The sequence below is a fragment of the Achromobacter sp. KK8 genome (genome assembly GCF_054188005.1).
In genome coordinates this window covers 4,297,339-4,319,140 of the sequence record NZ_CM135178.1, presented here as the reverse complement: position 1 = coordinate 4,319,140, position 21,802 = coordinate 4,297,339, and the positions used below count along the sequence as shown (strand labels likewise).

General features: G+C 68.9%; 22 protein-coding genes. 6 read left to right on the top strand and 16 right to left on the bottom strand.

Translation table 11 applies throughout. The annotated features are described in order from the left end of the window. Positions 1 to 112: 112 nt before the first annotated feature. Both ACVN9Z_RS20085 and cueR read left to right on the top strand, forming a co-directional pair. On the top strand, positions 113 to 2,386 hold the full coding sequence (locus ACVN9Z_RS20085; protein WP_458212552.1) for a heavy metal translocating P-type ATPase: 2,274 nt from the start codon (positions 113 to 115) through the stop codon (positions 2,384 to 2,386). A gap of 26 nt (positions 2,387 to 2,412) precedes the next feature. After that, on the top strand, positions 2,413 to 2,805 hold the full coding sequence (gene cueR, locus ACVN9Z_RS20080) for a Cu(I)-responsive transcriptional regulator (protein ID WP_006388165.1): 393 nt from the start codon (positions 2,413 to 2,415) through the stop codon (positions 2,803 to 2,805). Positions 2,806 to 2,871: 66 nt separating this feature from the next. Here cueR and rlmD read toward each other — a convergent pair whose 3' ends face one another. The 9 genes from rlmD to surE all read right to left on the bottom strand — a co-directional run bounded on the left by rlmD (position 2,872) and on the right by surE (position 11,894). Beyond that, positions 2,872 to 4,377 carry a 23S rRNA (uracil(1939)-C(5))-methyltransferase RlmD gene (rlmD, locus tag ACVN9Z_RS20075; protein ID WP_458212551.1) on the bottom strand — a complete coding sequence of 502 codons (1,506 nt, stop codon included), beginning with the start codon at positions 4,375 to 4,377 and terminating at the stop codon, positions 2,872 to 2,874. A gap of 46 nt (positions 4,378 to 4,423) precedes the next feature. Then, a complete protein-coding gene (locus ACVN9Z_RS20070) occupies positions 4,424 to 5,593 on the bottom strand; it encodes an MFS transporter (protein WP_054438389.1) in 1,170 nt (389 codons plus the stop codon). Between the two features lie 107 nt (positions 5,594 to 5,700). Then, positions 5,701 to 6,603, bottom strand: coding sequence for a LysR substrate-binding domain-containing protein (locus tag ACVN9Z_RS20065; RefSeq protein ID WP_024068725.1), 903 nt, complete (start codon positions 6,601 to 6,603; stop codon positions 5,701 to 5,703). Positions 6,604 to 6,759: 156 nt separating this feature from the next. Next, positions 6,760 to 7,512 (bottom strand): TorF family putative porin, encoded by a 753-nt coding sequence (locus ACVN9Z_RS20060; protein WP_006388161.1) that lies wholly within the window; start codon positions 7,510 to 7,512, stop codon positions 6,760 to 6,762. Positions 7,513 to 7,873: 361 nt separating this feature from the next. Next, positions 7,874 to 8,503, bottom strand: coding sequence for a hypothetical protein (locus ACVN9Z_RS20055; protein WP_458212550.1), 630 nt, complete (start codon positions 8,501 to 8,503; stop codon positions 7,874 to 7,876). Positions 8,504 to 8,672: 169 nt separating this feature from the next. Then, a complete protein-coding gene (locus ACVN9Z_RS20050; protein WP_024068723.1) occupies positions 8,673 to 9,452 on the bottom strand; it encodes a 3'-5' exonuclease in 780 nt (259 codons plus the stop codon). Then, positions 9,449 to 10,309 (bottom strand): peptidoglycan DD-metalloendopeptidase family protein, encoded by an 861-nt coding sequence (locus ACVN9Z_RS20045; protein WP_054438384.1) that lies wholly within the window; start codon positions 10,307 to 10,309, stop codon positions 9,449 to 9,451. The genes ACVN9Z_RS20050 and ACVN9Z_RS20045 overlap by 4 nt, the downstream gene beginning before the upstream one ends. Positions 10,310 to 10,326: 17 nt before the next feature. After that, entirely contained in the window at positions 10,327 to 11,151 is an 825-nt protein-coding gene (locus ACVN9Z_RS20040) for a protein-L-isoaspartate(D-aspartate) O-methyltransferase (protein ID WP_050807754.1), read from the bottom strand. Beyond that, positions 11,136 to 11,894, bottom strand: a complete 759-nt coding sequence (gene surE, locus ACVN9Z_RS20035) for a 5'/3'-nucleotidase SurE (RefSeq protein ID WP_020927471.1) — start codon at positions 11,892 to 11,894, stop codon at positions 11,136 to 11,138. The genes ACVN9Z_RS20040 and surE overlap by 16 nt, the downstream gene beginning before the upstream one ends. 188 nt (positions 11,895 to 12,082) lie before the next feature. On the opposite strand from surE, the gene plsY reads away from it, so the two are divergent. Beyond that, the gene (plsY, locus tag ACVN9Z_RS20030; RefSeq protein ID WP_006388155.1) at positions 12,083 to 12,724 is read left to right on the top strand and encodes a glycerol-3-phosphate 1-O-acyltransferase PlsY; all 642 of its coding nucleotides are present in this window, start codon (positions 12,083 to 12,085) and stop codon (positions 12,722 to 12,724) included. A gap of 69 nt (positions 12,725 to 12,793) precedes the next feature. Here the strand turns inward: plsY and tsaD are convergent, their stop codons facing one another. Next, positions 12,794 to 13,825 (bottom strand): tRNA (adenosine(37)-N6)-threonylcarbamoyltransferase complex transferase subunit TsaD, encoded by a 1,032-nt coding sequence (gene tsaD, locus ACVN9Z_RS20025; RefSeq protein ID WP_006388154.1) that lies wholly within the window; start codon positions 13,823 to 13,825, stop codon positions 12,794 to 12,796. A 108-nt stretch (positions 13,826 to 13,933) separates the two neighbouring features. On the opposite strand from tsaD, the gene ACVN9Z_RS20020 reads away from it, so the two are divergent. Then, positions 13,934 to 15,226, top strand: coding sequence for an NCS2 family permease (locus ACVN9Z_RS20020; RefSeq protein WP_006388153.1), 1,293 nt, complete (start codon positions 13,934 to 13,936; stop codon positions 15,224 to 15,226). A gap of 84 nt (positions 15,227 to 15,310) precedes the next feature. Here the strand turns inward: ACVN9Z_RS20020 and ACVN9Z_RS20015 are convergent, their stop codons facing one another. Next, the gene (locus tag ACVN9Z_RS20015) at positions 15,311 to 15,667 is read right to left on the bottom strand and encodes a VOC family protein (RefSeq protein ID WP_054438380.1); all 357 of its coding nucleotides are present in this window, start codon (positions 15,665 to 15,667) and stop codon (positions 15,311 to 15,313) included. Between the two features lie 378 nt (positions 15,668 to 16,045). On the opposite strand from ACVN9Z_RS20015, the gene ACVN9Z_RS20010 reads away from it, so the two are divergent. Beyond that, positions 16,046 to 17,068: an LLM class flavin-dependent oxidoreductase gene (locus ACVN9Z_RS20010; RefSeq protein ID WP_006388151.1), complete on the top strand. Its 1,023-nt coding sequence runs from the start codon at positions 16,046 to 16,048 to the stop codon at positions 17,066 to 17,068. Positions 17,069 to 17,265: 197 nt separating this feature from the next. Continuing rightward, positions 17,266 to 17,640: a thioredoxin family protein gene (locus ACVN9Z_RS20005; protein ID WP_006388150.1), complete on the top strand. Its 375-nt coding sequence runs from the start codon at positions 17,266 to 17,268 to the stop codon at positions 17,638 to 17,640. A gap of 33 nt (positions 17,641 to 17,673) precedes the next feature. Here ACVN9Z_RS20005 and ACVN9Z_RS20000 read toward each other — a convergent pair whose 3' ends face one another. The 5 genes from ACVN9Z_RS20000 to ACVN9Z_RS19980 all read right to left on the bottom strand — a co-directional run bounded on the left by ACVN9Z_RS20000 (position 17,674) and on the right by ACVN9Z_RS19980 (position 21,772). Further along, positions 17,674 to 18,261 (bottom strand): IMPACT family protein, encoded by a 588-nt coding sequence (locus tag ACVN9Z_RS20000; RefSeq protein ID WP_006388149.1) that lies wholly within the window; start codon positions 18,259 to 18,261, stop codon positions 17,674 to 17,676. Positions 18,262 to 18,333: 72 nt separating this feature from the next. After that, the gene (locus ACVN9Z_RS19995; protein ID WP_104414269.1) at positions 18,334 to 19,152 is read right to left on the bottom strand and encodes a transporter substrate-binding domain-containing protein; all 819 of its coding nucleotides are present in this window, start codon (positions 19,150 to 19,152) and stop codon (positions 18,334 to 18,336) included. A gap of 5 nt (positions 19,153 to 19,157) precedes the next feature. After that, positions 19,158 to 19,931, bottom strand: coding sequence for an ABC transporter permease (locus ACVN9Z_RS19990; RefSeq protein ID WP_026383568.1), 774 nt, complete (start codon positions 19,929 to 19,931; stop codon positions 19,158 to 19,160). After that, positions 19,928 to 20,926 carry an ABC transporter substrate-binding protein gene (locus tag ACVN9Z_RS19985; RefSeq protein ID WP_006388146.1) on the bottom strand — a complete coding sequence of 333 codons (999 nt, stop codon included), beginning with the start codon at positions 20,924 to 20,926 and terminating at the stop codon, positions 19,928 to 19,930. The genes ACVN9Z_RS19990 and ACVN9Z_RS19985 overlap by 4 nt, the downstream gene beginning before the upstream one ends. A gap of 75 nt (positions 20,927 to 21,001) precedes the next feature. Further along, positions 21,002 to 21,772 (bottom strand): ABC transporter ATP-binding protein, encoded by a 771-nt coding sequence (locus ACVN9Z_RS19980; protein ID WP_006388145.1) that lies wholly within the window; start codon positions 21,770 to 21,772, stop codon positions 21,002 to 21,004. Positions 21,773 to 21,802 lie beyond the last annotated feature (30 nt).

The following is a 21,802-nucleotide window of genomic DNA, read 5'->3' as shown; positions in this document are numbered from 1 at the left end:
GGAATCCAGCTTAGACCTTCCCATTATAGGAAGGTCAAGCGTAGAATAATCCTTGACCTTCCCATCATTGGAAGGATGAAACTGAGGTCTTCCTACCTCAACCGAGACTGCCATGAGCGTTGCCAACCCTTCCGTCGAGCTTGAACTTGCCATCGAGGGCATGACCTGCGCGTCCTGCGTGAAGCGCGTGGAAAAGGCCCTGACCCGCGTCCCGGGCGTCGCCCAGGCCCAGGTCAACCTGGCCACCGAACGCGCCCTGGTGGCCTATGACCCGGCCGCGGCCCGGCCCGACGCCCTGGTCGAGGCCGTGGTCAAGATGGGCTACGAGGCGCGCCCGATCGCCGCCCAGGACGACCACGCCGAACGCCAGTCCGAGGCGCGCGACGCCGAGGCGCGGCGCCTGCAGCGCGCCTTCATCGCCGCGCTGGTGCTGACGCTGCCCGTGTTCGCCCTGGAAATGGGCTCGCACCTGATCCCCGCCATGCACCACTGGGTGCTGGCCAACATCGGCCAGCAGAACAGCTGGCTATTGCAGTTCGTGCTGACCACGGCCGTGCTGGCCTGGCCCGGCCGCCACTTCTTCAGCAAGGGCCTGGTGGCGCTGTGGCGCCGCGCCCCCGAGATGAATTCGCTGGTGGCGCTGGGCGCCGGCGCGGCCTGGGGCTACTCGGTGGTCGCCACCTTCGCGCCGGACTGGCTGCCGGAAAGCGCCCGCAACGTCTATTACGAAGCCGCCGCCGTCATCGTCACGCTGATCCTGCTTGGCCGCACGCTGGAAGCGCGCGCCAAGGGCAAGACCGGCGCCGCCATCAAGCGCCTGATCGGCCTGCAGCCGCGCACCGCGCGCGTGCTGCGCGACGGCCAGCCGCAGGACATCGCCATCGAACAGGTGCGCAAGGGCGATATCGTGGTGGTGCGTCCCGGCGAGAAGATCCCGCTGGACGGCGAGATCATCGAAGGCAGCTCGTACGTCGACGAGTCGATGCTGACCGGCGAACCGGTGCCGGTGGAAAAGCAGCCGGGCATGCAGGCCACCGGCGGCACGCTCAATACGTCGGGCAGCTTCACGCTGCGCGTCACCCACACCGGCGCCGACACCATGCTGGCGCGCATCATCCGCATGGTTGAAGCCGCCCAGGGCGCGCGCCTGCCGATCCAGGCGCTGGTCGACCAGGTCACCGCCTGGTTCGTGCCGGCCGTGATGGGCATGGCGCTCTTGACCTTCCTGGCCTGGCTCTTCCTGGGACCGGCGCCGGCGTTGTCGCATGCGCTGGTCAACGCGGTGGCGGTGCTGATCATCGCCTGCCCTTGCGCCATGGGCCTGGCCACGCCGACCTCGATCATGGTCGGGACCGGCCGCGCCGCCGAAATGGGCGTGCTGTTCCGCCAGGGCGACGCGTTGCAGACGCTGCGCGACGTGCAGGTGGTGGCCTTCGACAAGACCGGCACGCTGACGCTGGGCAAGCCGACCCTGACCGAACTGGAGCCGGCCGCAGGCTTCCGTGATGCGGACGTGCTGCGATGGGTCGCGTCGGTGCAGGCGCGCTCCGAGCACCCGATCGCGCTGGCCATCGTGGCGGCCGCCGCCGACCGCAAGATCGACCTGCTGCCGGCCGAAGGCTTCGCTGCCATCACCGGCGCCGGGGTCGAAGCCAGCGTGGCCGGCAAGCGCGTGCTGGCAGGCGCCGACCGGCTGATGGCCGAGCGCGGCGTGGACGTCAGCGCCTTCGGCCAGCGCGCCGAGCAGTGGGGCAACGAGGGCAAGACGCCGATCTACGTCGCCATCGATGGCAAGGCCGCCGCCATGATCGCCGTGACCGACCCGGTCAAGCCGTCCGCCGTGGACGCCATCGCGGCGCTGCACGCGCAGGGCCTGAAGACCGCCATGATCACCGGCGACAACCGCCACACGGCGCAGGCCGTGGCGCGCCAGCTGGGCATCGACGAAGTGCGCGCCGAAGTGCTGCCCGACGGCAAGGTCGAGGCCATCACCGCGCTGCGCGCCGGCGGCCGCAAGCTGGCCTTCGTCGGCGACGGCATCAACGACGCGCCGGCACTGGCCGCGGCCGATACCGGCATCGCCATCGGCACCGGCACCGACGTCGCCATCGAGGCCGCGTCCGTGGTGCTGATGGCCGACGACCTGCACGGCGTGCCCAACGCCATCGCGCTCAGCCGCGCCACGCTGGCCAATATCCGCCAGAACCTGTTCTGGGCCTTCGCCTACAACGCCGCGCTGATCCCGCTGGCGGCGGGCGCCCTGTATCCGGCCTATGGCCTGTCGCTGTCGCCGATCTTCGCGGCCGGCGCCATGGCGCTGTCCAGCGTGTTCGTGCTGGGCAACGCGCTGCGCCTGAAGACCTTCCGCCCGCGCGCCGCGCACTGACGCGCCAGCCAACCAGGAGACCTCACATGAACATCGGACAAGCCGCCCAGGAATCCGGCATCTCCGCCAAGATGATCCGCTACTACGAAAGCATCGGCCTGATCGGCCCGGCGTTGCGCAAGGATTCGGGCTACCGCGTCTACAGCGAGCATGACTTGCATACGCTGCGCTTCGTGCGGCGCGCGCGCGACCTGGGCTTCTCGGTGGAGCAGATGAACGAGCTGCTGGCGTTGTGGCGCGACCGCAGCCGCGCCAGCGCCGACGTCAAGCGCATCGCGCTCGAACACGTGGCCGAACTGGAACGCAAGGCCTGCGCCCTGCGCGACATGGCGGCCACGCTCAAGCACCTGGCGCACAACTGCCACGGGGATGATCGACCCGACTGCCCCATCCTGGAAGACCTGGGGCGCTCCCACTAAGAAAAAAGGGCAAGCCAACCGGCCTGCCCTTCTTGCATGCGGCCCGGTCCACGCCGGGTCGGGGTCTCACGCCTGGCTTTGCGCCGGCGCCTCGCCTTCGGCCGCGACGCGGGCGTGGTAGGCCTCGGTGGCCGCCTGCTTGGACGCGGCCTTCTCGGCAGCCGCTGCTTGCTTTTCCGCTTCGGCGGCCGCCGCCTCGGCGGCCTGCTGCAAGGCGCGCTGGCGGGCGCGCTCCTGCACTTCGCGCACGCCCTCGGCATCCAGCGATTCGAACACGGCAATGGACTCCACGTGCCCGGTGTGCGGGAACATGTTGATGACACCGGCGCTCTTGAGCAGGTAGCCGCCCTCGTGCACCATGATGGCGGCGTCGCGCGCCAGCGTGGCGGGATTACAGGACACGTAGACGATGCGGCGCGGGCGTTCCTCGGCCTTCAGTTGCGAGAGCGCCTGCGCCACGGCCTGCGCGCCTTCGCGCGGCGGATCGATCAGCATGCGGTCGAAGAAGCCCAGGCCGCGCAGCCATTCGGCGTCCACCTCGAACAGGTTGAGGGTGGCGAAACTGGTGCGCTCGCCCAGCCCGTGGCGCGCGGCGGCCTCATGGGCGCGGTCGGTCAGCGCCTTGCTGCCTTCCACGCCCACGGCCTCGCGGCCCTGGGTGGCCAGCGGCAGCGTGAAGTTGCCCAGGCCGCAGAACAGGTCGGCGACGCGGTCGGTCGGCTGCACTTCCAGCAATTGCAGCGCGCGCGACACCATCGCGCGGTTGATGGCGTGGTTGACCTGGGTGAAGTCGGTCGGCCGGTACGGCATGCGCAGGCCGAACTCGGGCATGGTGTAGGTCAGCGCGTCGCGATGCTCGGGCACCAGCGGATGCACCGTGTCCGGGCCCTTGGGCTGCAGCCACCATTGCACATCGTGCTTGTCGGCGAAGGCGCGCAGCACGGCGATGTCGTGGTCGGTCAGCGGCAGCAGGTGGCGCAGCACCAGCGCGGTCACGCCGTCGCCCAGCGACACTTCCACCTGCGGCAGGCGGTCGGGCGCGGACATCGACGCGATCATGGCGCGCAGCGGCATCAGCAGGTCGCTGACGTGGCGCGGCAGCACATGGCATTCGCGCATGTCGGCCACGTAGCTGCTCTTGCGCTCGTGAAAGCCCACCAGCACCCCGCCCTTCTTGGGCACCACGCGCACCGACAGGCGGGCACGGTAGCGGTAGCCCCAGGTCGGTCCATGCAGCGGCGCCAGGATGCGGGCCGGACGCAGCTTGCCGACGTGCCAGAAGGTGTCTTCGAGCGAACGCTGCTTGATCGCCACCTGCGTGGACGGTTCGAGATGCTGCATGGCACAGCCGCCACAGACGCCGAAATGCGGGCAGCGCGGCGCGACGCGCTGCGACGACGGGCGCATGACCTGGTCGACCCGCGCGATTTCATAGGACGGCTTGCGGCGCACGGTGGTCGCCGTGACCCGCTCGCCGGGCAAGGCGCCTTCCACGAACACGACCTTGCCATCGCGGCGGGCGATACCCCGGGCTTCCAGGTCCAGGGATTCGATACTCAAAACGTCAGACATCTCACGCAGTCCAGAAAATTCACGCAACCCGGCATTGTAAGAGGAATCAGGCGGCATGCCTCAGCGGGGTCCTGGCCGCCTGCCAGCGCAGCGCCGCCGCCGCGACCACGGCCGCCGCCGCCCCCGCCAGTGGCAGGCCGGCGAGGCCTCCCGCCGCGATCACCAAGCTGCCCAACGCGCCGCCCAAGGCCGTCCCCAGATTGAACGACGCGATGTTCAAGCCGGCCGCGGCGGCCGTGGACGCCGGCACATAGCGCCGCGCCAACGCCAGCAGCCGTAGCGTCAGCATCGTGACGATGGCAAAAAAGCACAGCCCCAGCCCTCCCGCCAACGCCGCCACCGCGACCGGCGAATGCCGCAGCAGGAACAGGCCGCAGAGGTTCAGGGCCAGCGCGGCCAACGCCCTCTGTGCATTGCGATCGGGCGCCGGCCCATCGGCCAGATAGCCTCCCAGCAGATTGCCGCCGACCGTGCACGCGCCGAACAGCAGCATCGCCAGGCTCAACCAGCGCGCATCGGCCGACGCCACCTGCAGCAGATAAGGCGAAATGAAGGTGAAAAAGGCGAACACCGCAACGCTGACCAGGGCGCCCACGCCGGCCGTCATGAGCATTTGCGGGTGCCGCAGGGCACGCAGCGCGGCAGCCGCGCCGGCGGCCTGGCCCGCAGGCGGACGCGGCGGCATCAGCAGCAGCAGGCCGCCCATGCCCAGCAGCCCGAGCGCCGCCATCGCCAGGAACACGGCACGCCACGACCAGACGCTGCCGAGATAGGTGCCCAGCGGCACCCCGACGGCCAATGCCAGTGTCAGCCCCAGCCACACCAGCGACAGCGCCCTGCCCGCGCGCGCCGGGCCGACCAGGCGCGTCGCGGCATCCGACGCCACCGCCATGAAGACGCCATGCGCCAGGCCCACCGCGAAGCGCAGGACCAGAACGCCGCTCAGCGTCGAGGCCAGGCCGATGGCGGCGCTGCCGATCGTCAGCGCCGCCATCGCCAGCGCCAGCTGGCGGCGGTCCTGCCATCCCGCCGCCAATGCGGTCAGGAACGGTGCGCCCACGGCAGCGCCGAGAGCATAGGCGGCGACCGCCCCGCCCACGGCCTGGACCGGCGCCAGCAGGTCATGGGCCATGGCCGACACCAGCCCGGCCACCACGAACTCGGACAGGCCAAAGGCAAACGTGCAAAGGGAAAACAGGTAGACGGCGGCAGGCATCGCGACCCCGGACTCGGAAAAGGAAGATGCCTCTGAGCTTAGGGATCGCGATGCGGTTCGTAAAATATATTGTTTATGGTCCAGTGAGACGTTTTTTGTCTTATTTCTCAGCCGACCATGGCCCGCCGGATCGCGTCGATGAAGCGATCCCTCACCGGCGAGACGCGGACATGGTTCCATGCCATCAGCAGCTCCAGTTGCAGCAGGCTATCCGGCGCGTCCGCCAGCAATGGCCGGAACACGATATCGGACCGGTCAGGCAGCGCCAACGACGCCGGCAGCATAGCGATGCCGAAGCCCGCCGCCACCAGCGCCACCAGCGTCTGCAACTGGCGGCCATGTTGCACGATCCGCGGCGCGAAGCCCGCGGTCCGGCACAACTGCACCAATTGGTCGTGAAAGCCCTGGCCCGACGCCCGCGGCGACGCCACGAACGCCTCGTCCGCCAGGGACGCCAGCGCAACCGCGTCCTGCCCCGCCCGCGAATGGCCCGCGGGCAGCGCCACGACGATCGGTTCGCGCAGGATGGGCTCCAGGCATAGATCCGGCGTCGTCGTGCCGGGCGTGCGCAGGAAGCCGACATCGGCCGCGCCGCTTTCCAGCGCAGCCACCTGCTCGCGCGTCGAAGCCTCGCGCAGCGTGAAGGCGACCGCCGGCGTATCGCGGCGATAGTCGCGCAAGGCACGCAGCAGTTCGGCATAGGGCGCGATATTGAGGAAGGTGAGCGTCAAGTGCCCCGCCATGCCCTGCGCCACCCGGCGCGTGTGCGCGACGCCCTCCTCCAGCGCGGCCAAGGTGCCGCGCGCCGTCTCGAGAAAGGCGGCACCCGCGGGCGTCAACGCCACGCTGCGGTTATTGCGCTCAAACAGGGCCGAGCCGATCTCCTGTTCGAGGCGGCGTATCGCCTGGCTCAAGGGCGGCTGGGCCATGTGCAAGCGCTCGGCGGCGCGGTTGAAGTGCAGCTCTTCGGCAACGGCGATGAATTGCCGCAACAGGCGGGTTTCGATCATTGGGGCATCTGGCGTCTGGCGATGAAGCGCCCAGTATATTTACCAGGCCGCGCCCGCCCCCGGAAAAAAGGGGGACTTGCCGGAGACGGCCCGCCGGGCAGTCTCCATCAAGCCCCCCAAAGCCGGCGCCGGTCAGGGCGCCGCCACGGATGGGAATCAGAACGAGCGCGACACCGAGAACACCGCGCCCAGGCGGCCCGACGGATGGCCGTACTTGGTCGGCAGCCAGTTGTCCTTGGTGGCGCCCACCGCCGCCAGGCCCAGCACCCAGCCCTTCAGGTCCTTGGTCACCCCGAGCTTGTAGTCGACGTAATGGCTGATGGAATCGCCGTCCATGTTGACCTGGTTCTTGAGCTTCTGGTAACCCAGGTGCCCCACCAGGCCCCAGCCGTCGCCCAGGTCGAAGTTGGCGGTGCCGTCCAGGTACCAGGTGCCCTTGCTGTCGGGCGTGCTGAAGAAGTCGCTGGGCGTGTAGGAGTACTTCAGCGTGTAGTTGCCGTAGGTCCCGGCCAGGTACAGGTCGGTGTTGTTGTAGTTGCCACCCTTGGGCGAGCTGGAACCTGGATAGTAGTAGTGCAGCACGCCGGCATCGAGCGTGAAGCCACCGCCCACGTCGCCCTTCCAGCCGCCGTAGAAGTCCATTTCAAGGTTGCCGTCGGTGAAGACGAAGCTGGACACGTTGGAGTTCCAGTTGCCCAGGTAGAAGCCGGAACTGTGGGTCAGGTCGAAGCCCAGTTGTGCGGCCGGCCGGAAGTCGGTCTGCGAATAGCCGCGGAAGCGGTAGTCGCTGGCGATCGTGGCATTGCCGCTGAGCGAGAAACCGCCGCCCAGGTCGGTGGGTTCGGCCTGGGCCGTTGCAACGAAACAAGCGGCAAGCGCAACGGGCAAGGCTAGCAACGTCTTCTTCATGGTGCGGTGTCCTGATCGGATTTGACGAGAGGAGGAAGGCCATGGGCGCATCCGTCAGGCCGGTCTTGCAACGGCAGGTAACCGGCTCACCTTTCCTCAAGCAATGTCCGTGCCAGGTTTCATCTGCGTGTCAGCACACTGGCGCCGCGCTGAATCCGCGCGGCGCTGCGCACCATCGCGGTGCGCCGCGCCACGTGCACAGGCGGGGCCGCCTCAAAATGGGGCCTGCGCGCCGCGGTCCGGGGCACGCAAAGAAAAACCCCGCCCCGCGGGCTGGCGGGACGGGGTTGGCGGGCGCGGCCTCACCTGGGGCGCCGGCAGGGGCGGAGCCGGAGGGCATGGCCGTCCGGCCGGATCCTCCTCAATTGGCGGCGGGCGCGGCCGGCGGCGGCGGCACGGCGCCCGGGGCATTGCCCGGACCCTTGCCATGGCGGCCTTCCATGCGGGCGTGGCGCTCCTGCATCTTGGCCTGGCGCTCCTGCATCTTGGCCTGGCGCTCCTTGAGCATCTGGGTCACCTGGGTGCGCTGGGCGTCGTTCAGGCTGTCCCACACGGCCAACCATTGGTCACGCACCTGCTTGGCCTGCGTGCCGAACTGGTCACGCGATTTATCGGACTGCTCGAGCAGCGCGCGCGGGTCCAGCTTGCCACTGTCCAGCTGCGCCTTGAGCAGATCGTGGCGCTGGCCGCCGGAAGCGCGCATCGCTTCGTGCAGGCTGCGCTGGCCGTCCTGCGCGGTCTTGAGCAGGGCCTGCTGCTTGTCGTCCAGCTTGAGCTGGTCGAATTGCGCCTTGGACACGGGGCCCAGGCCCGGGATCCACAGGCCGTCGCGCATGCCCTTGTGGAAGCCGCCGCCACGATGGCCTTCGTGCATGGCGGCGGGACCACCGTCGGCGGGCGCCGCCGCCATGACGGGAGCGGCCAGCAAGCCGCCGGCGGCGGCGACCATGGCAAGCGCGGCCAGGTTGGAGCGGAGTGCGAATCGGGACATGTAGGTCTCCTGAAAGTGAAGAAAGCGAGGCCATTGTGCGATCGGCCCGGTTTCATCCAGGTTTCGCCCCCGCAAGCTATGTTTCAGTCGATTGCGCCAGTGCTGGACGTGAAAACGGGGCCCAGCGGACCCCGTCTGTCGAGCCTGTCGCGCCAACCGCGCGCGCCACTCAGCTGGCGTCCCAGGCCGCCATGTATTCCTTCCAGTGCGGCGCCTCGCTGGCCGTCAGCGTGTCGCGCACCAGCGCGATCTCGGCGTCGTAGGCGGTGCGGTCGAGTTCACCGCGCAGGAAGCGGAAGCGGCAATACACCAGCCAGGTGTTGACCACGTCCGTTTCGCAATACGCGCGGACCTCGTCGGCGCGGCCCTGGCTCCAGGCCTCCCAGACCTTGCTGCCGTCCATGCCGAGCTTGCCCGGAAAGCCGCACAGCTTGGCCAGCTCGTCCAGCGGCGCGTTGGCGCGGCCGTTGTACTTGGCCAGCAGGTCCATCAGGTCGGTGTGGCGGGAGTGATAGCGCGAGATGTAGTTGTTGAACTTGAAATCGCGGTCTTCCTCGCCCATGTCCCAGTAGCGCGGCGCGGGCACGCCCTGGATCAGGCTGCGGTAGTGCAGCACCGGCAGGTCGAAGCCCGAGCCGTTCCAGCTGACCAGCTTGGGCGTGTAGCGCTCGATGGTCTTGAAGAAGCCGGCCAGCAAGGCGGCTTCCGGATCGTCCGCCTGGCCCAGCGTCTTGACGCGAAAGCCCTGGTCGTCGCGGAACACGCAGCCCACCACCGCGACCTTGTGCAGGTGCAGCGGCAGGAAGTCGTGCCCCACGGCCTCGCGGCGCGCGGTCAGCGCGCGCTCGACCACTTCGGCGTCGGGGACGTCCGCGCTCCAGCCGTTGAGCTTGCGCAGGCCATCCGCGTCGGGAATGGTCTCGAGGTCGAATACCAGGGTGGGCGTCATTTGGCGGGCAGGTACTGCATCGGATCCACGGGCGTGCCCTGGCGGCGGATCTCGAAATGCAGGCGCGGCGAAGTGGTGTCGCTCTGGCCGATCTCGGCGATCTTGGCGCCGCGCTTGACGTCCTGGCCGGTCTTCACGAGCAGCGTGCGGTTGTGCGCATACGCCGTGATGAAGCCGTTCTGGTGATTGACGATGATCAGGTTGCCCAGGCCGCGCACGCCGTTGCCGCTGTACATGACCTTGCCATCCGCCGCGGCGGTGACCGGATCGCCCAGGGCGCCGGCGATGTCGATGCCCTTGCTGTTGTTGTTGAAGCCCTGCATGATCTGCCCGCCGGCCGGCCAGGCCCAGTTGATCACGCCGGCGTCGGCCGCGCGCGTGGCCGGCTTGGTTTCAGCGGGCGTGGGAGCGGGCGCGGGCGGCGGCAGTGATGCCGTGGCGGTGCCCGAGGTATCGGCCGGCTGGTCCAGCGGGCGCGGCTGCGCCTTGTTGCTGGCAATGGGCGCCGGTTGCGCGACACCGCCCGACGAACCGGACATCTTCAGCACTTGCCCCACCGAAATCTGGTTGGGATCGCTGAGGTTGTTCCAGCGCTTGATGTTCTCGATATCGACGTTGTTGGCGCGCGCGATCTTGTAGAGCGTATCGCCCGGCTTGACGACATAACTGCCGCCCGGCTGGGCGGGTGCGGACGGCTGGCCGCCGGCCAGGTCGACGACCGGCGCGCGCGTGCCTTTGGATGCGCAGCCGGCCAGGATGGCCAGGCTGAGGACGCCGGCCACGAAAACCGGGCGGCGCAGGCGCGTCATGGACACGCCAAGGTTCATATCGGTCAGTTGCAACTGCCCGTTGAGCATACGTTTCTCCTGTTTGCTCAAGATTGTATTCCGGCACGCAGCGGCACAAAGCGCACGGCCTCTAATTCAGTACGTTTCCAGCTGGCCGCGCCGGTGCGTTCGATCAGCACCAGGCGTTGATTGGAGCCCCCTTCGGGAGCGATCAGGCGTCCGCCCGGCGCAAGCTGCGACAGCAGCGCCTGCGGGATGGTCAGGCCGGCGGCAGCCACAACGATAGCATCGAACGGCGCCACGCCGGGCAGGCCCAGCATGCCGTCGCCGTAGATCAAGCGGATCCGGGTGGTGAGCCGCAAGGCGCGCAGGTGTTCGCGCGCCAGCTCGTACAGGCCGCGGATGCGTTCGATCGAATGGACCTCGCGCACGAACTGGGCCAGCACCGCCGCCTGGTAGCCACAGCCGGCGCCCACTTCGAGCACGCGGGTGGGGGTGCGGTCTTCGCAGATGGCGGCGATCATGCGCGCCACCACCCAGGGTTGCGAAATGGTTTGCGAATGGCCGATCGGCAGGGCCGCGTCTTCATAGGCGCGGCTGGCCAGGGCCTCGTCGACGAACAGGTGGCGCGGCACCGCGGCCATGGCGTTGAGCACGCGTTCGTCGGTCACGCCCTGGACGCGCAGGCGCTGCACCATGGCCTGGCGCAGGCGATCCGAATTGAGCCCCAGGTTGCCGCCCGCCGCGGGCGTCGGCGCCTTCGCCTGGCTTTGCAGGGTCGCGGCCGAGACCCGGGTGTTGCTGTTGGCCGGCGTGACGCCGGGGCTGAGCCGGCCCGAGTCGTAGCGCACCGGGCTGGGCCGCCCGGGAACCGCCTGGGAGACGTCCGGCTGGCTTACGCGTCGACGCATAGCGGCTCCGCCCAGGTCCGGATTTCGTCGAGCTGGCTGTGCTGGGTCAGGTCCAGCCGCAGCGGCGTGACAGACACCATGCCCTGCGCGACCGCGTGGAAATCGGTGCCAGGCGTGGCGTCGGCCGCCTGCCCCACCGGCCCGATCCAGTAGACCGGATCGCCATAAGGGGTGGTGGTGCGCACCACCGGCTGCGACGGATGGCGCTTGCCCAGGCGCGTGACCTGAAAGCCGTGCATGTCCTCGAACCGGCGGCTGGGGATGTTGACGTTCAGCAGCACCGGCGCGGCCAAGGGCTGCGCCAGATGGCGTTCCACCACCATGCGCGCCGCGCGGGCGGCGGAATCGATGTGCTCCCAGCCTTTCTCGGCCAGCGAGAAGGCGATGGCCGGGATGCCGAACAGGTAGCCCTCGCTGGCGGCCGCCACGGTGCCCGAATAGAGCGTGTCGTCGCCCATGTTGGCGCCGTTGTTGATGCCGGACACCACCAGGTCGGGGCGCGCGTCCATCAGCCCGGTCAGGGCCACGTGGACGCAGTCGGACGGCGTGCCGTTGACGGCGATGAAGCCGTTGGAAGCGGTGCGCACCGACAGCGGCCGGTTCAACGTGAGGGAATTGGATGCGCCGCTGTGGTTGGTCTCGGGCGCGACGACGGTCAGGTCGCCCAGGCCTTGCAGCGCCTTGACCAGCGCTTCGAGCCCAGGGGCGGAATAACCATCATCGTTCGAAACCAGAATTCGCATTGTGCATCCGAAAGAAAATAAAACGCGGGTGACGCGCTGGATTGTACCGTCCAAGGAGGACCTCGGCATGTCCGTCGGCGAACCCGGTTCCGATCGGCCGCTCGCTTACCCGTACCCGGCCCGCCGGGCCGCCGGGGTAGAATCCGCAGCCATCGAGACAACGCACGACAACAACGGACCCCTTACCCATGGCGATCACCGAACCCTCCCTGGCGTTCTCCGCTGCGCTCATCCTGCTGGCCTACCTGATTGGCTCCGTGCCGTTCGCGGTGGTCGTCAGCAAACTGATGGGACTGCAGGACCCCCGCAGCTACGGCTCGAAGAACCCCGGCGCCACCAACGTGCTGCGCACCGGCAACAAGACCGCCGCCGCGCTGACCCTGCTGGGCGACGCCGCCAAGGGCTGGTTCGCCGTCTGGCTGGCGCAGCGCCTGGCGCCCGGCATCACCCCCGGGCCGCTGGCCGCGGTCGCCGTGGCCGCCTTCCTGGGCCATCTGTACCCGATTTTCCTGGGCTTCAAGGGCGGCAAGGGCGTGGCCACCGCGCTGGGCGTGCTGGTCGCCATCCAGCCCTGGCTGGCGGTCGCCACGGCGGCCACCTGGCTGATCATCGCGGTGTTCTTCCGCTATTCCTCGCTGGCCTCGCTGGTGGCGGCGTTCTTCGCGCCGGTCTATTACGTGTTCGGCTCCGGCCTGGCCTGGTATGCCCAGCCGGCCATGGGCATTGCCCTGGCCATCATCGGCGTGCTGCTGTTCTACCGCCACCGCGCCAACATCACGCGCCTGGTGCAAGGCACCGAAAGCCGCATCGGCGGCGGCAAGAAAAAGTGATCCGCGCGCCGGTACGGGCGTCGCGGCACAAATGAAAAGGGGGCCGCGGCCCCCTTTTCATTGCCCGGCTCAGCCGATCTCCGCCAGGTCCCAGCGCGGCCGCACGGTAAATCCGTGCGCATCGGGATCCAGGGTCACCAGCCCGGCCTTGACCCGTTCGGCCGCCGCGAAGGCGATCATGGCGCCGTTGTCGGTGCACAACGACAGCGGCGGGAAATAGGCCTGTGCCTTGAGCGGCTTGAGCGCGGCGGCCAGCCTGGCGCGCAGCAGCTGGTTGGCGCCCACCCCGCCGGCCACCACCAGGCGGCGCAGGCCGGTCTGCTTGAGGGCGCGGATCGACTTGGCGGCCAGCACCTCGACAATGGCGGCCTGGGTGGCCGCCGCCAGGTCGGCGCGGGTCTGCTCATCCAGTCCGCCGTCCTGCTCGGCCGCCTTGACCCGAGTCAGCACGGCCGTCTTCAGGCCGCTGAAGCTGAAATCCAGGTCGCCGCTGTGCAGCATGGGGCGCGGCAGGTCGAAGCGCGCGGCATCGCCCTGGTCCGCCAGGCGCGCCAGCGCCGGTCCGCCCGGATAGCCCAGGCCCATCAGCTTGGCCGACTTATCGAAGGCTTCGCCGGCGGCATCGTCCAGCGTTTCGCCCAGCAATTCGTAGCGCCCCACCCCGTCGACCCGCATCAACTGCGTATGGCCGCCGGACACCAGCAGCGCCACGAACGGGAAATCGGGCCGCGGGTCGGCCAGCATCGGCGACAACAGGTGGCCTTCCAGGTGATGGATGGCAATGGCCGGCAGGTGACGCGACCAGGCGAACGACTGCGCCACGCTGGCGCCCACCAGCAGCGCGCCGGCCAGACCGGGCCCGGCCGTATACGCCACCGCCCCGATGTCCGACATTTCCAGGCCCGCCTCCTGCAGCACCTGGTGCGTCAGCGGCACCACGCGGCGGATATGGTCGCGCGAGGCGAGTTCAGGCACCACGCCCCCGTATTCCTGGTGCATGGCGATCTGGGTGTGCAGCGCGTGCGCGAGCAGGCCGCGTTCCGTACAGACGGCTGCGACGCCCGTTTCGTCGCAGGAGCTTTCAAAGCCGAGAATAATCATGGCGGCAGAGTTTACAACTGATGCGAAAATACGCCCGTTTACAAAATGACCGAGGGCGGCCAAGCCCCCTTCCGACAAACCGAGCCTGCAAGCACCCTGGGGATAAGAATGCTGGAGAAGCTATTCAACCTGCGTGAACACGGCACGACCGCGAGAACCGAGATCGTGGCCGGCCTGACGACATTCCTGACGATGTCGTACATCATCTTCGTGAACCCGGACATCCTGTCGTCCACCGGCATGGACCGCAACGCCGTGTTCGTCGCCACCTGCCTGGCCGCCGCGCTGGGCTCGCTGGTGATGGCGCTGATCGCCAACTGGCCGATCGGCATGGCGCCGGGCATGGGGCTGAACGCCTTCTTCGCCTTCACCGTGGTCAAGACCATGGGCTACACCTGGGAGCAGGCGCTGGGCGCCGTGTTCATCTCGGGCGTGATCTTCCTGGTCCTGACCATCTCGGGCATCCGGGTCTGGCTGGTCAAGGGCATCCCGCATTCGCTGCGCAGCGCCATCGCCGCCGGTATCGGCCTGTTCCTGGCCATTATCGCGCTGTCCAGCGCCGGCATCGTGGTGGCGCATCCGGCCACCAAGGTGACGCTGGGCGACCTGACCACCCCGGGACCGCTGTTTGCCATCCTGGGCTTTTTCATCATCGCCTCGCTGGACGCGCTGCGCGTGCGCGGCGCCATCCTGATCGGCATCCTGGTGGTCACGGTGCTGTCGATGGCGCTGGGCTACAACGAATTCAAGGGCGTGTTCGCGGCGCCGCCGAGCCTGGCGCCGACGCTGTTCAAGATGGACATCCTGGGCGCGCTGCACACCGGCTTCGTGCACGTCATCCTGGTGTTCGTGCTGGTCGAGGTGTTCGACGCCACCGGCACGCTGGTGGGCGTGGCCAAACGCGCCGGCCTGATGCCGGAGGGTCGCCCCAACCGCCTGGGCCGCGCCCTGTTCGCCGACAGCACCGCCATCGTGGCCGGCTCGATGCTGGGCACCAGCAGCACCACCGCCTACGTTGAAAGCGCCTCGGGCGTGCAGGCCGGCGGCCGCACCGGCCTGACCGCGCTGGTGGTGGCCCTGCTGTTCCTGGCCGCGCTGTTCATCTCGCCGCTGGCCGGCGCCGTGCCCGCCTACGCCACCGCCCCCGCCCTGCTCTACGTGGCCGGCCTGATGATGCGCGAGCTGATCGACATCGACTGGAACGACGTCTGCGAAGCCACCCCGGCCGCGCTGACGGCACTGGTGATGCCGTTCACCTACTCCATCGCCAACGGCATCGCCTTCGGCTTCATCAGCTACGTGGTGCTCAAGACCGCTACCGGCCGCGTGCGCGACGTGCATCCGGCCACCTGGCTGGTGGCGATCCTGTTCGTCATCCGCTACGCGTTCTTCCCGGAATAACGTCCGCCAGACGCGCCCCATGCAAAACCGCCGCGCTTCCGGTCCGGAAGGCGGCGGTTTTTTCATGCCGGCGCGCACCCGCCGCTAGGCCACGGCGGTCCAGACCGCGAGTTCATAGCCATCGAGGTCGGCGAAGTGGAAGCGGCGGCCGCCGGGGAAATCGAAGGCCTCCCGGCTGATGCGGCCGCCCGCCGCCGTCACGCGGCGCTGCGCGTCGACCAGGTCGTCGGCGTACAGGATCACCAGCGGCCCGCCCGGGCGCACCGGCTCGCCGGTGGTGAAGCCGCCCTTGAGGCGGCCATCGGTGAATTCGGTGTAGGTCGGCCCGTAGTCGGTGAACGACCAGCCGAAGGCGTCGCCATAGAAGCGCTTGCTGCGCGCGATGTCGGCGACGTTGAATTCGATGTTGTCGATCTGGTGGTTATTGCCGGTGACGCTCATGCGTGTCTCCCGCGGATATAGAAGAAAACCGCATCATCGCCGATTCGAGTGGCCGCGTCTTGGACGAAACGGCCAGACGCTGCCGATCATGTTGGCAATCGCAGGCGCGGCGGCGCGATCGGGTGGCGGACCTGGAGCCGCGGGAACGATGCTTGCGGCGCCGAAGTGACCACTATACCGGTACGACTGCCCGGGTCGCGGGCCGCCCGGCAAATCGTCATCATTGAGTCCGGCTATCAACCCGCCGGCCCGTATGGTTGCTGGCGGGAGCGGTTGAATTCGCCGATACACTCCCCATGTATATAAGACCATGGAGCCGACCTTGTCTCGCCACACCCCGCATTCGTCCTGTCCCCGCCGCCCACGCGAGCGCCGCGCATGAGCACCCTGGCCCGCATCCCCTTCTCGGTGCTGGACCTGGCCCCGATCGTGCAGGGTCGCGACGCCGCCGACGCCTTCCGCAACAGCGTGGCGGTGGCCCAGCACGTCGAACGGCTCGGCTACAAGCGTTTCTGGCTGGCCGAACACCACAACATCAACGGCGTGGCCAGCAGCGCCACGGCGGTGCTGATCGGCCACATCGCCGGGCACACCTCGACGCTGCGCGTCGGCTCGGGCGGCGTGATGCTGCCCAACCATGCGCCGCTGATCATCGCCGAGCAGTTCGGCACGCTCGAAACCCTCTACCCTGGCCGCATCGACCTGGGCCTGGGCCGGGCGCCCGGCAGCGATGGCGCCACGCAGCACGCGCTACGCCGCGGCCCGCGCAGCGGCCTGGAATTCCCGGCGCTGGTCGAGGAGTTGCGCGGCTTTCTCGCGCCTTCGCGGCCGGGCCAGCCGGTGCGCGCCATCCCTGGCGAAGGCCTGGACATCCCCATCTGGCTGCTGGGTTCGAGCGATTTCAGCGCCCGGCTGGCGGCCGAACTGGGCCTGCCGTTCTCGTTCGCCGGCCACTTCTCGCCCGAGGGCATGGCGGCGATGCGCCTGTACCGCCACCTGTTCAAGCCGTCCGAGACGCTGGCCCGACCCTACGCCATGATCGGGGTGCCGGTGGTGGCCGCCCCCACCGATGAAGAGGCCCGGCGCCTGTCCACCACGCAGCAGCTCAAGTTCCTGTCGCTGGTGCGCGGCAACCGTCTGCAATTGCAGCCGCCGGTCGACAGCATGGACGGGCTCTGGAACGAATGGGAGCGCGAGGCGGTCAATCAAAGACTGGGCGCCGCCATCGTCGGCGGCCCCGAAACCGTCAAGCGCCGGCTGGAAGCCCTGGTCGCCGAGACGGAAGCCGACGAAGTCATGATCGTGTCCGATTTCTACGATATCGCCGATCGCCTGCGTTCCTTCGAGATCGTCGCCGCGCTCAAGCAGCGCGACGGCGTACCCACAACAACCGCGGCGTGAGGCCGGCGGCCCCGCCGCCGGCCCCACAAGCTCCGCAGACCGCGCTCGCCACAGCGCCAACCATTGCGACGCGACCGGTCCCCGCTCTACTATGGACCGGCAGGACCGGCAACCGCGTCGCCGCATCCGGTCCGGGGCAGGCGTCCCCGGGCCGCTGATACCGACACTTTGCGCCGCGCCAGCGGCAAGGATCCAAAATGAGTATTGTTGAACTCACCAAAGACAGCTTCCAGGAAGCCATCACGCCGGACGGCACCTTGATCGTGGACTTCTGGGCCCCCTGGTGCGGCCCGTGCCGTGGCTTCGCGCCGGTTTTCGAGCAGGCCGCCACCGAGCATCCCGACGTCACCTTCGCCAAGGTCAACACCGACGTGGAACAGGAACTGGCCGGCGCGCTGGGCATCCGCTCGATTCCCACGTTGATGGTGTTCCGCGAGAAAGTCCTGCTGTTCTCGCAGCCCGGCGCCTTGTCCGGCGGCCAGCTCAATGAGCTGCTCGCCAAGATCAAGGAAGTCGACATGGAAAAGGTCCACCAGGAAATCGCCGCGGCCCAGGACAGCCAGGACGCGTGATGCACAAGGGCCCCTCGGGGCCCTTGTCGCATGTCACGCCAATTGTTCCCACGCCGAGCGGCCGCGCGTGATGTTGGCCGCCGTCATCTCCAGGTCGGCCACGGCGCCGCGCGGCACCGTGAAGCGCAACGCCACCCCGTCCGCGCTGAAATCCTCCTGCACGATCACCGCGCCGGCCTGCGCCAGCCGCGACTTCAGCAGCGGCAGCTCGGCGAAGCCGCAGGCGCACGCCACCGTGGCCAGGTCCACGATCTCGGTGCGCGGGCCGTTGCGCAGGCAGTTGGCGGCGCAGCCGCCATAGGCCCGCACGAGTCCGCCCGCGCCCAGCTTGACGCCCCCGAACCAACGCACCACCAGCACCGCCACGCGGTCCATGCCCTGCCCCTCGATCGCCTGCAGGATCGGACGCCCTGCCGTGCCGCCGGGCTCGCCGTCGTCATTGAAGCGGTATTCCTGGCCGATGCGGTAGGCCCAGCAGTTGTGGGTGGCTTCGGGCTCGCTGTGCGCCGCGAAGAACGCCATGGCCTCGTCGACGGTGGCGACGGGCGCGGCATGGGCGATGAAGCGGCTTTTCTTGACGTCTTCCTCGTGCGAGCAGACGGCGGTCAAGGTGGTGGTCATAGCCCGCCATTGTAAGGGCCGCGCCCCACCGGCCTGCCCGGCCTTTGCGGACGGATCCGGGCCGCGTCGGGCTCAGCCGTGGCAGTCGGCGACTTCCTGGTCCAGATAGACGTCGAAAGCCACGTCTCGGGCCCATTTGGCGGTCAAGGCCTTCCAGGCGTCGGCCCGCGCCCATTCGCGCATGCGCGCATCGAGCCAGGACTGCGTGGCCGTATCGGCCGCCGGCAGCAGCCAGACCCGCTCAGAGCGGGCGCCATCGGGGCGCAGCGTGGCCGAGAATTTCTTCCATTCGGGAAAACGCATCAGCGGTTCCCAGACCGCGTCGTCGATCAGGCCGACGTCGCAGCTGCCCTCGCGCACCGCGACCAGCGCGTCGGACGGCACCCGATAAGTGCGCACCACCGCGCCCCAGCCCCGCGCCAGCGCCTGCGCGCCGACGGCGGCCTCGGCCATGCAGACGCTGCGGCCGCGGGCATCGCTGCCCTGGCGCATGCGGGTATCGCTGCGGATCACGGCCTTGGGACGCGCGGCGTAGCCGGTGGCCACCGCCGCCAGATCGCCGGGCAGCGCCTGGGCCGGCTGCGCCCGATCGGCCAGCACCACGTCGACCTCGCCCGCGGCCAGCAGCCGCGCCGCGTCGGCCGCCGCCACCTGCCGCAGGCTGAACGGCAGGCCCAGGTCCTGCGCCAGCTTCTCGGCCATGGCGATATCCAGGCCTTCCGGGGTGCGGATCTTGGCGCCGGCCACCGGCGCGGGCGCCAGGTACGGCACGCCCACCACCAGCTCGCCGCGCTGGCGCGCGGCCGCCAGCCCGTCGGCCGCCGCCACGCCGCCGGTGGCGGACAGCAAGGCCGCCAGGCAGGCCAGGAAACGCAGACCGCGCCGCATCATGGGCCTCACACGTACTGGTAGCGCAGCAGCCGGTGCTTGAGGTTCTCGAGCACGAACTGGTCGATCAGCGCGGCCAGCACCGCGATGACCAGGATGTTGGTCATGACGCCGGTCATGTCGGCGATCTCGCCCGAATAGGCCAGCGAACGGCCCAGGCCCTTGCCGAAGCCGATCAGCATTTCGGCCGAGATCAGCGCGCGCCAGGCATTGCCGAACGCCAGCTGGGCGCCGGTGATCAGCTCGGGCATGACGGCCGGCAGGTACACGCGCTTGACCAGGCCCCAGGGCGTGGCGCCCATCACGCGGGCGGCCGAAACATGCACGCGCTGCACCGATTCGGTGGCGTTCATCACGCTCAGCGCCGCCGGAAAGAACGCCGACAGCGCCACCACCACGATGATCGGCGTGCTGCCGAAACCCATCACGATCAGGAACAGCGGCACCCAGGCGATCGACGGGATCGATTGCAGGATGACGATGGCGCTGCGCAGCACTTCACGGAAGAAGAACAGCACGGCCGCCACCAGCCCGAAGCCGATGCCCGCCGCCAGCGCCAGGCCGTAGCCCGCGCCCAGGCGGCCCAGCGTGCCCATCAGGCTCTGGTGGAACGACTGCTTGCCCAGGTCCTCGAACAGGCGTTCGAGCACGGCGGGCACGCCCGGCATCAGGAAGTCGGGCAAGGCCAACGCCGCCGCCTGCCATAGCGCCAGGATGAACAGCACACCGAGCACGCCCGCCAGATGCTTGCGGGCGCCGGTCACACGGGTCGACGCGCTCAAAGCTTGCGCGCCTCTTGCCAGGACAGGTCGACGATGCTGGAGACGTCGTACGGCTTGCCGTCGCGCGTCTTGAGCGACCCCTGGGCCTGCAGGATGTCGGCGATCTCCTGCATGCGCTTGGTGTCCTTCTCGGTCAGCTTGGGCGTGAACACCTGCGTGCTGATGGCTTCGGCGATCACGGTCTCGCGCGGCAGCTCGCCGCGGTTCAGCGTCTTGAGCGTGGGCTCGGCGATGAAGTACGAGGCGATCAGCTTCGAGGCCTGGGCCGGTTCCTTCTGCAGCAGCGCGATGGCCTGGTTCTGCGCGTCCAGCGCCTTCCAGACGTCGTCCTTGCGCTTGGCCAGCGTCTCGCCCGAGGTGATCACCACCATGCACGGGAACGGCCAGGCCTGGCCCACTTCGTAGATCTGCTTGACCGGCGCCACCAGTTGCGCGATGCGGTCATAGGGTTCGAACAGGAAGGCCGCGTCCACGCGCTTGCCCACCAGCGACTGCACCGCCACCGCCGGGCTCACGCCCATCACGTTGACGTCGTCGGCGGCCAGGTTGCCCTGCTTGAGCACCACGCCCTTGAGCACCACGTCGGCGGTGCTGCCTTCGGCCTGCGAGGCCAGCGTCTTGCCCTTCAGGCCGGCGATGTCCTTGATGCCCGAGTCGTCGCGCACGATCAGCGAGTGGTAGCCCTGCTGCGCGCCGCCCACCACCTTCAGGTCCGCGCCCTTGGAGGCCCAGGCCACGGCGTTGGTGAAGCCCAGCACGCCGATGTCCAGCTGGCCGCCGACGATGGCCTTGATCAGGTCGGTGCCCGACTTGAACTCGATCAGCTCGGAATCCAGGCCGGCCTTCTTGTAGTAGCCGCCTTCCTGCGCCACGATGGCCTGCGCATCGTCCATCACGCGCAGATAGCCGACGCGGAATTTCTCGGCGGCCATGGCGGGCGCCGCGGCCAGGAGCGCCGCGGCCAGCGGCAGGGACAGCCATTGCTTGAATTTCATGGGAAAGCTCCAGGGGATCGAGGATGGCCGGCGCCAACTGACTGGCGCCGCCCGTGAACCGGAAAATCGAAAGGGTCAGGCGGCCAGCGCCAGGTCGGAATGCGCCGCCGCGCCGTCGACCGCGATGCCCAGCAGGCGCAGGATCTCGCGCTTCTCGGCGGCCAGGTCGGACAGGTCGTGGCTCTTGGCGCGATGGGCCAGGTTGAATTCGCGCAGCACCCGCGCCGGGCGCGGACTGAACACCACGATGCGGTCGGCCAGGAACAGCGCCTCGTCGACGTCGTGGGTCACCAGCAGCACCGTGGGTTTTTCCTGCGCGATCAGCTGGCGCAACACGTCCTGCAGCGCCAGGCGCGTCAGCGCATCGAGCGCGCCGAAAGGTTCATCCATCAGCATCGTCTGCGGCTGCGCGATGAAGGCGCGGGCCAGCGCGGCGCGCTGGCGCATGCCGCCGGACACCTGGTGCGGGTAATAGTGTTCGAAGCCGGCCAGGCTGACGCGCGCCAGCCATTGGCGCGCCGCCTCGCGGGCCCGCTTCTTGGGGGTCTTCTGGAATTCCAGCGCCAGCGCCACGTTGTCTTCCAGCGTCAGCCACGGATACAGCGCGTGCTCCTGGAACACCAGCGTGCGGCTGGGATGCGGACCGCTCACGGCCTTGCCGTCGGCCAGCACCTGCCCTTGCGTGGGTTTTTCCAGGCCGGCCGCCAGGTGCAGCAGGGTCGACTTGCCGCAGCCCGACGGCCCCACCAGCGCGACCAGCTCGCCGGTCTTGAATTCGCTGGTGAAACCGTCGACGACCGGCAGGTCGCCGAATTGCTTGTGGACGTGGTCGAAAGTCAGGTTCATGGAACGAATCGTGGGCGCGCGTGGGGAACG

Bases quoted from the DNA above. Each gene is read 5' to 3' on its own strand.
- ACVN9Z_RS20085 (WP_458212552.1), top strand. From the start codon at position 113: ATGAGCGTTGCCAACCCTTCCGTCGAGCTTGAACTTGCCATCGAGGGC.
- cueR (WP_006388165.1), top strand. From the start codon at position 2,413: ATGAACATCGGACAAGCCGCCCAGGAATCCGGCATCTCCGCCAAGATG.
- rlmD (WP_458212551.1), bottom strand. From the start codon at position 4,377: ATGTCTGACGTTTTGAGTATCGAATCCCTGGACCTGGAAGCCCGGGGT.
- ACVN9Z_RS20070 (WP_054438389.1), bottom strand. From the start codon at position 5,593: ATGCCTGCCGCCGTCTACCTGTTTTCCCTTTGCACGTTTGCCTTTGGC.
- ACVN9Z_RS20065 (WP_024068725.1), bottom strand. From the start codon at position 6,603: ATGATCGAAACCCGCCTGTTGCGGCAATTCATCGCCGTTGCCGAAGAG.
- ACVN9Z_RS20060 (WP_006388161.1), bottom strand. From the start codon at position 7,512: ATGAAGAAGACGTTGCTAGCCTTGCCCGTTGCGCTTGCCGCTTGTTTC.
- ACVN9Z_RS20055 (WP_458212550.1), bottom strand. From the start codon at position 8,503: ATGTCCCGATTCGCACTCCGCTCCAACCTGGCCGCGCTTGCCATGGTC.
- ACVN9Z_RS20050 (WP_024068723.1), bottom strand. From the start codon at position 9,452: ATGACGCCCACCCTGGTATTCGACCTCGAGACCATTCCCGACGCGGAT.
- ACVN9Z_RS20045 (WP_054438384.1), bottom strand. From the start codon at position 10,309: ATGCTCAACGGGCAGTTGCAACTGACCGATATGAACCTTGGCGTGTCC.
- ACVN9Z_RS20040 (WP_050807754.1), bottom strand. From the start codon at position 11,151: ATGCGTCGACGCGTAAGCCAGCCGGACGTCTCCCAGGCGGTTCCCGGG.
- surE (WP_020927471.1), bottom strand. From the start codon at position 11,894: ATGCGAATTCTGGTTTCGAACGATGATGGTTATTCCGCCCCTGGGCTC.
- plsY (WP_006388155.1), top strand. From the start codon at position 12,083: ATGGCGATCACCGAACCCTCCCTGGCGTTCTCCGCTGCGCTCATCCTG.
- tsaD (WP_006388154.1), bottom strand. From the start codon at position 13,825: ATGATTATTCTCGGCTTTGAAAGCTCCTGCGACGAAACGGGCGTCGCA.
- ACVN9Z_RS20020 (WP_006388153.1), top strand. From the start codon at position 13,934: ATGCTGGAGAAGCTATTCAACCTGCGTGAACACGGCACGACCGCGAGA.
- ACVN9Z_RS20015 (WP_054438380.1), bottom strand. From the start codon at position 15,667: ATGAGCGTCACCGGCAATAACCACCAGATCGACAACATCGAATTCAAC.
- ACVN9Z_RS20010 (WP_006388151.1), top strand. From the start codon at position 16,046: ATGAGCACCCTGGCCCGCATCCCCTTCTCGGTGCTGGACCTGGCCCCG.
- ACVN9Z_RS20005 (WP_006388150.1), top strand. From the start codon at position 17,266: ATGAGTATTGTTGAACTCACCAAAGACAGCTTCCAGGAAGCCATCACG.
- ACVN9Z_RS20000 (WP_006388149.1), bottom strand. From the start codon at position 18,261: ATGACCACCACCTTGACCGCCGTCTGCTCGCACGAGGAAGACGTCAAG.
- ACVN9Z_RS19995 (WP_104414269.1), bottom strand. From the start codon at position 19,152: ATGATGCGGCGCGGTCTGCGTTTCCTGGCCTGCCTGGCGGCCTTGCTG.
- ACVN9Z_RS19985 (WP_006388146.1), bottom strand. From the start codon at position 20,926: ATGAAATTCAAGCAATGGCTGTCCCTGCCGCTGGCCGCGGCGCTCCTG.
- ACVN9Z_RS19980 (WP_006388145.1), bottom strand. From the start codon at position 21,772: ATGAACCTGACTTTCGACCACGTCCACAAGCAATTCGGCGACCTGCCG.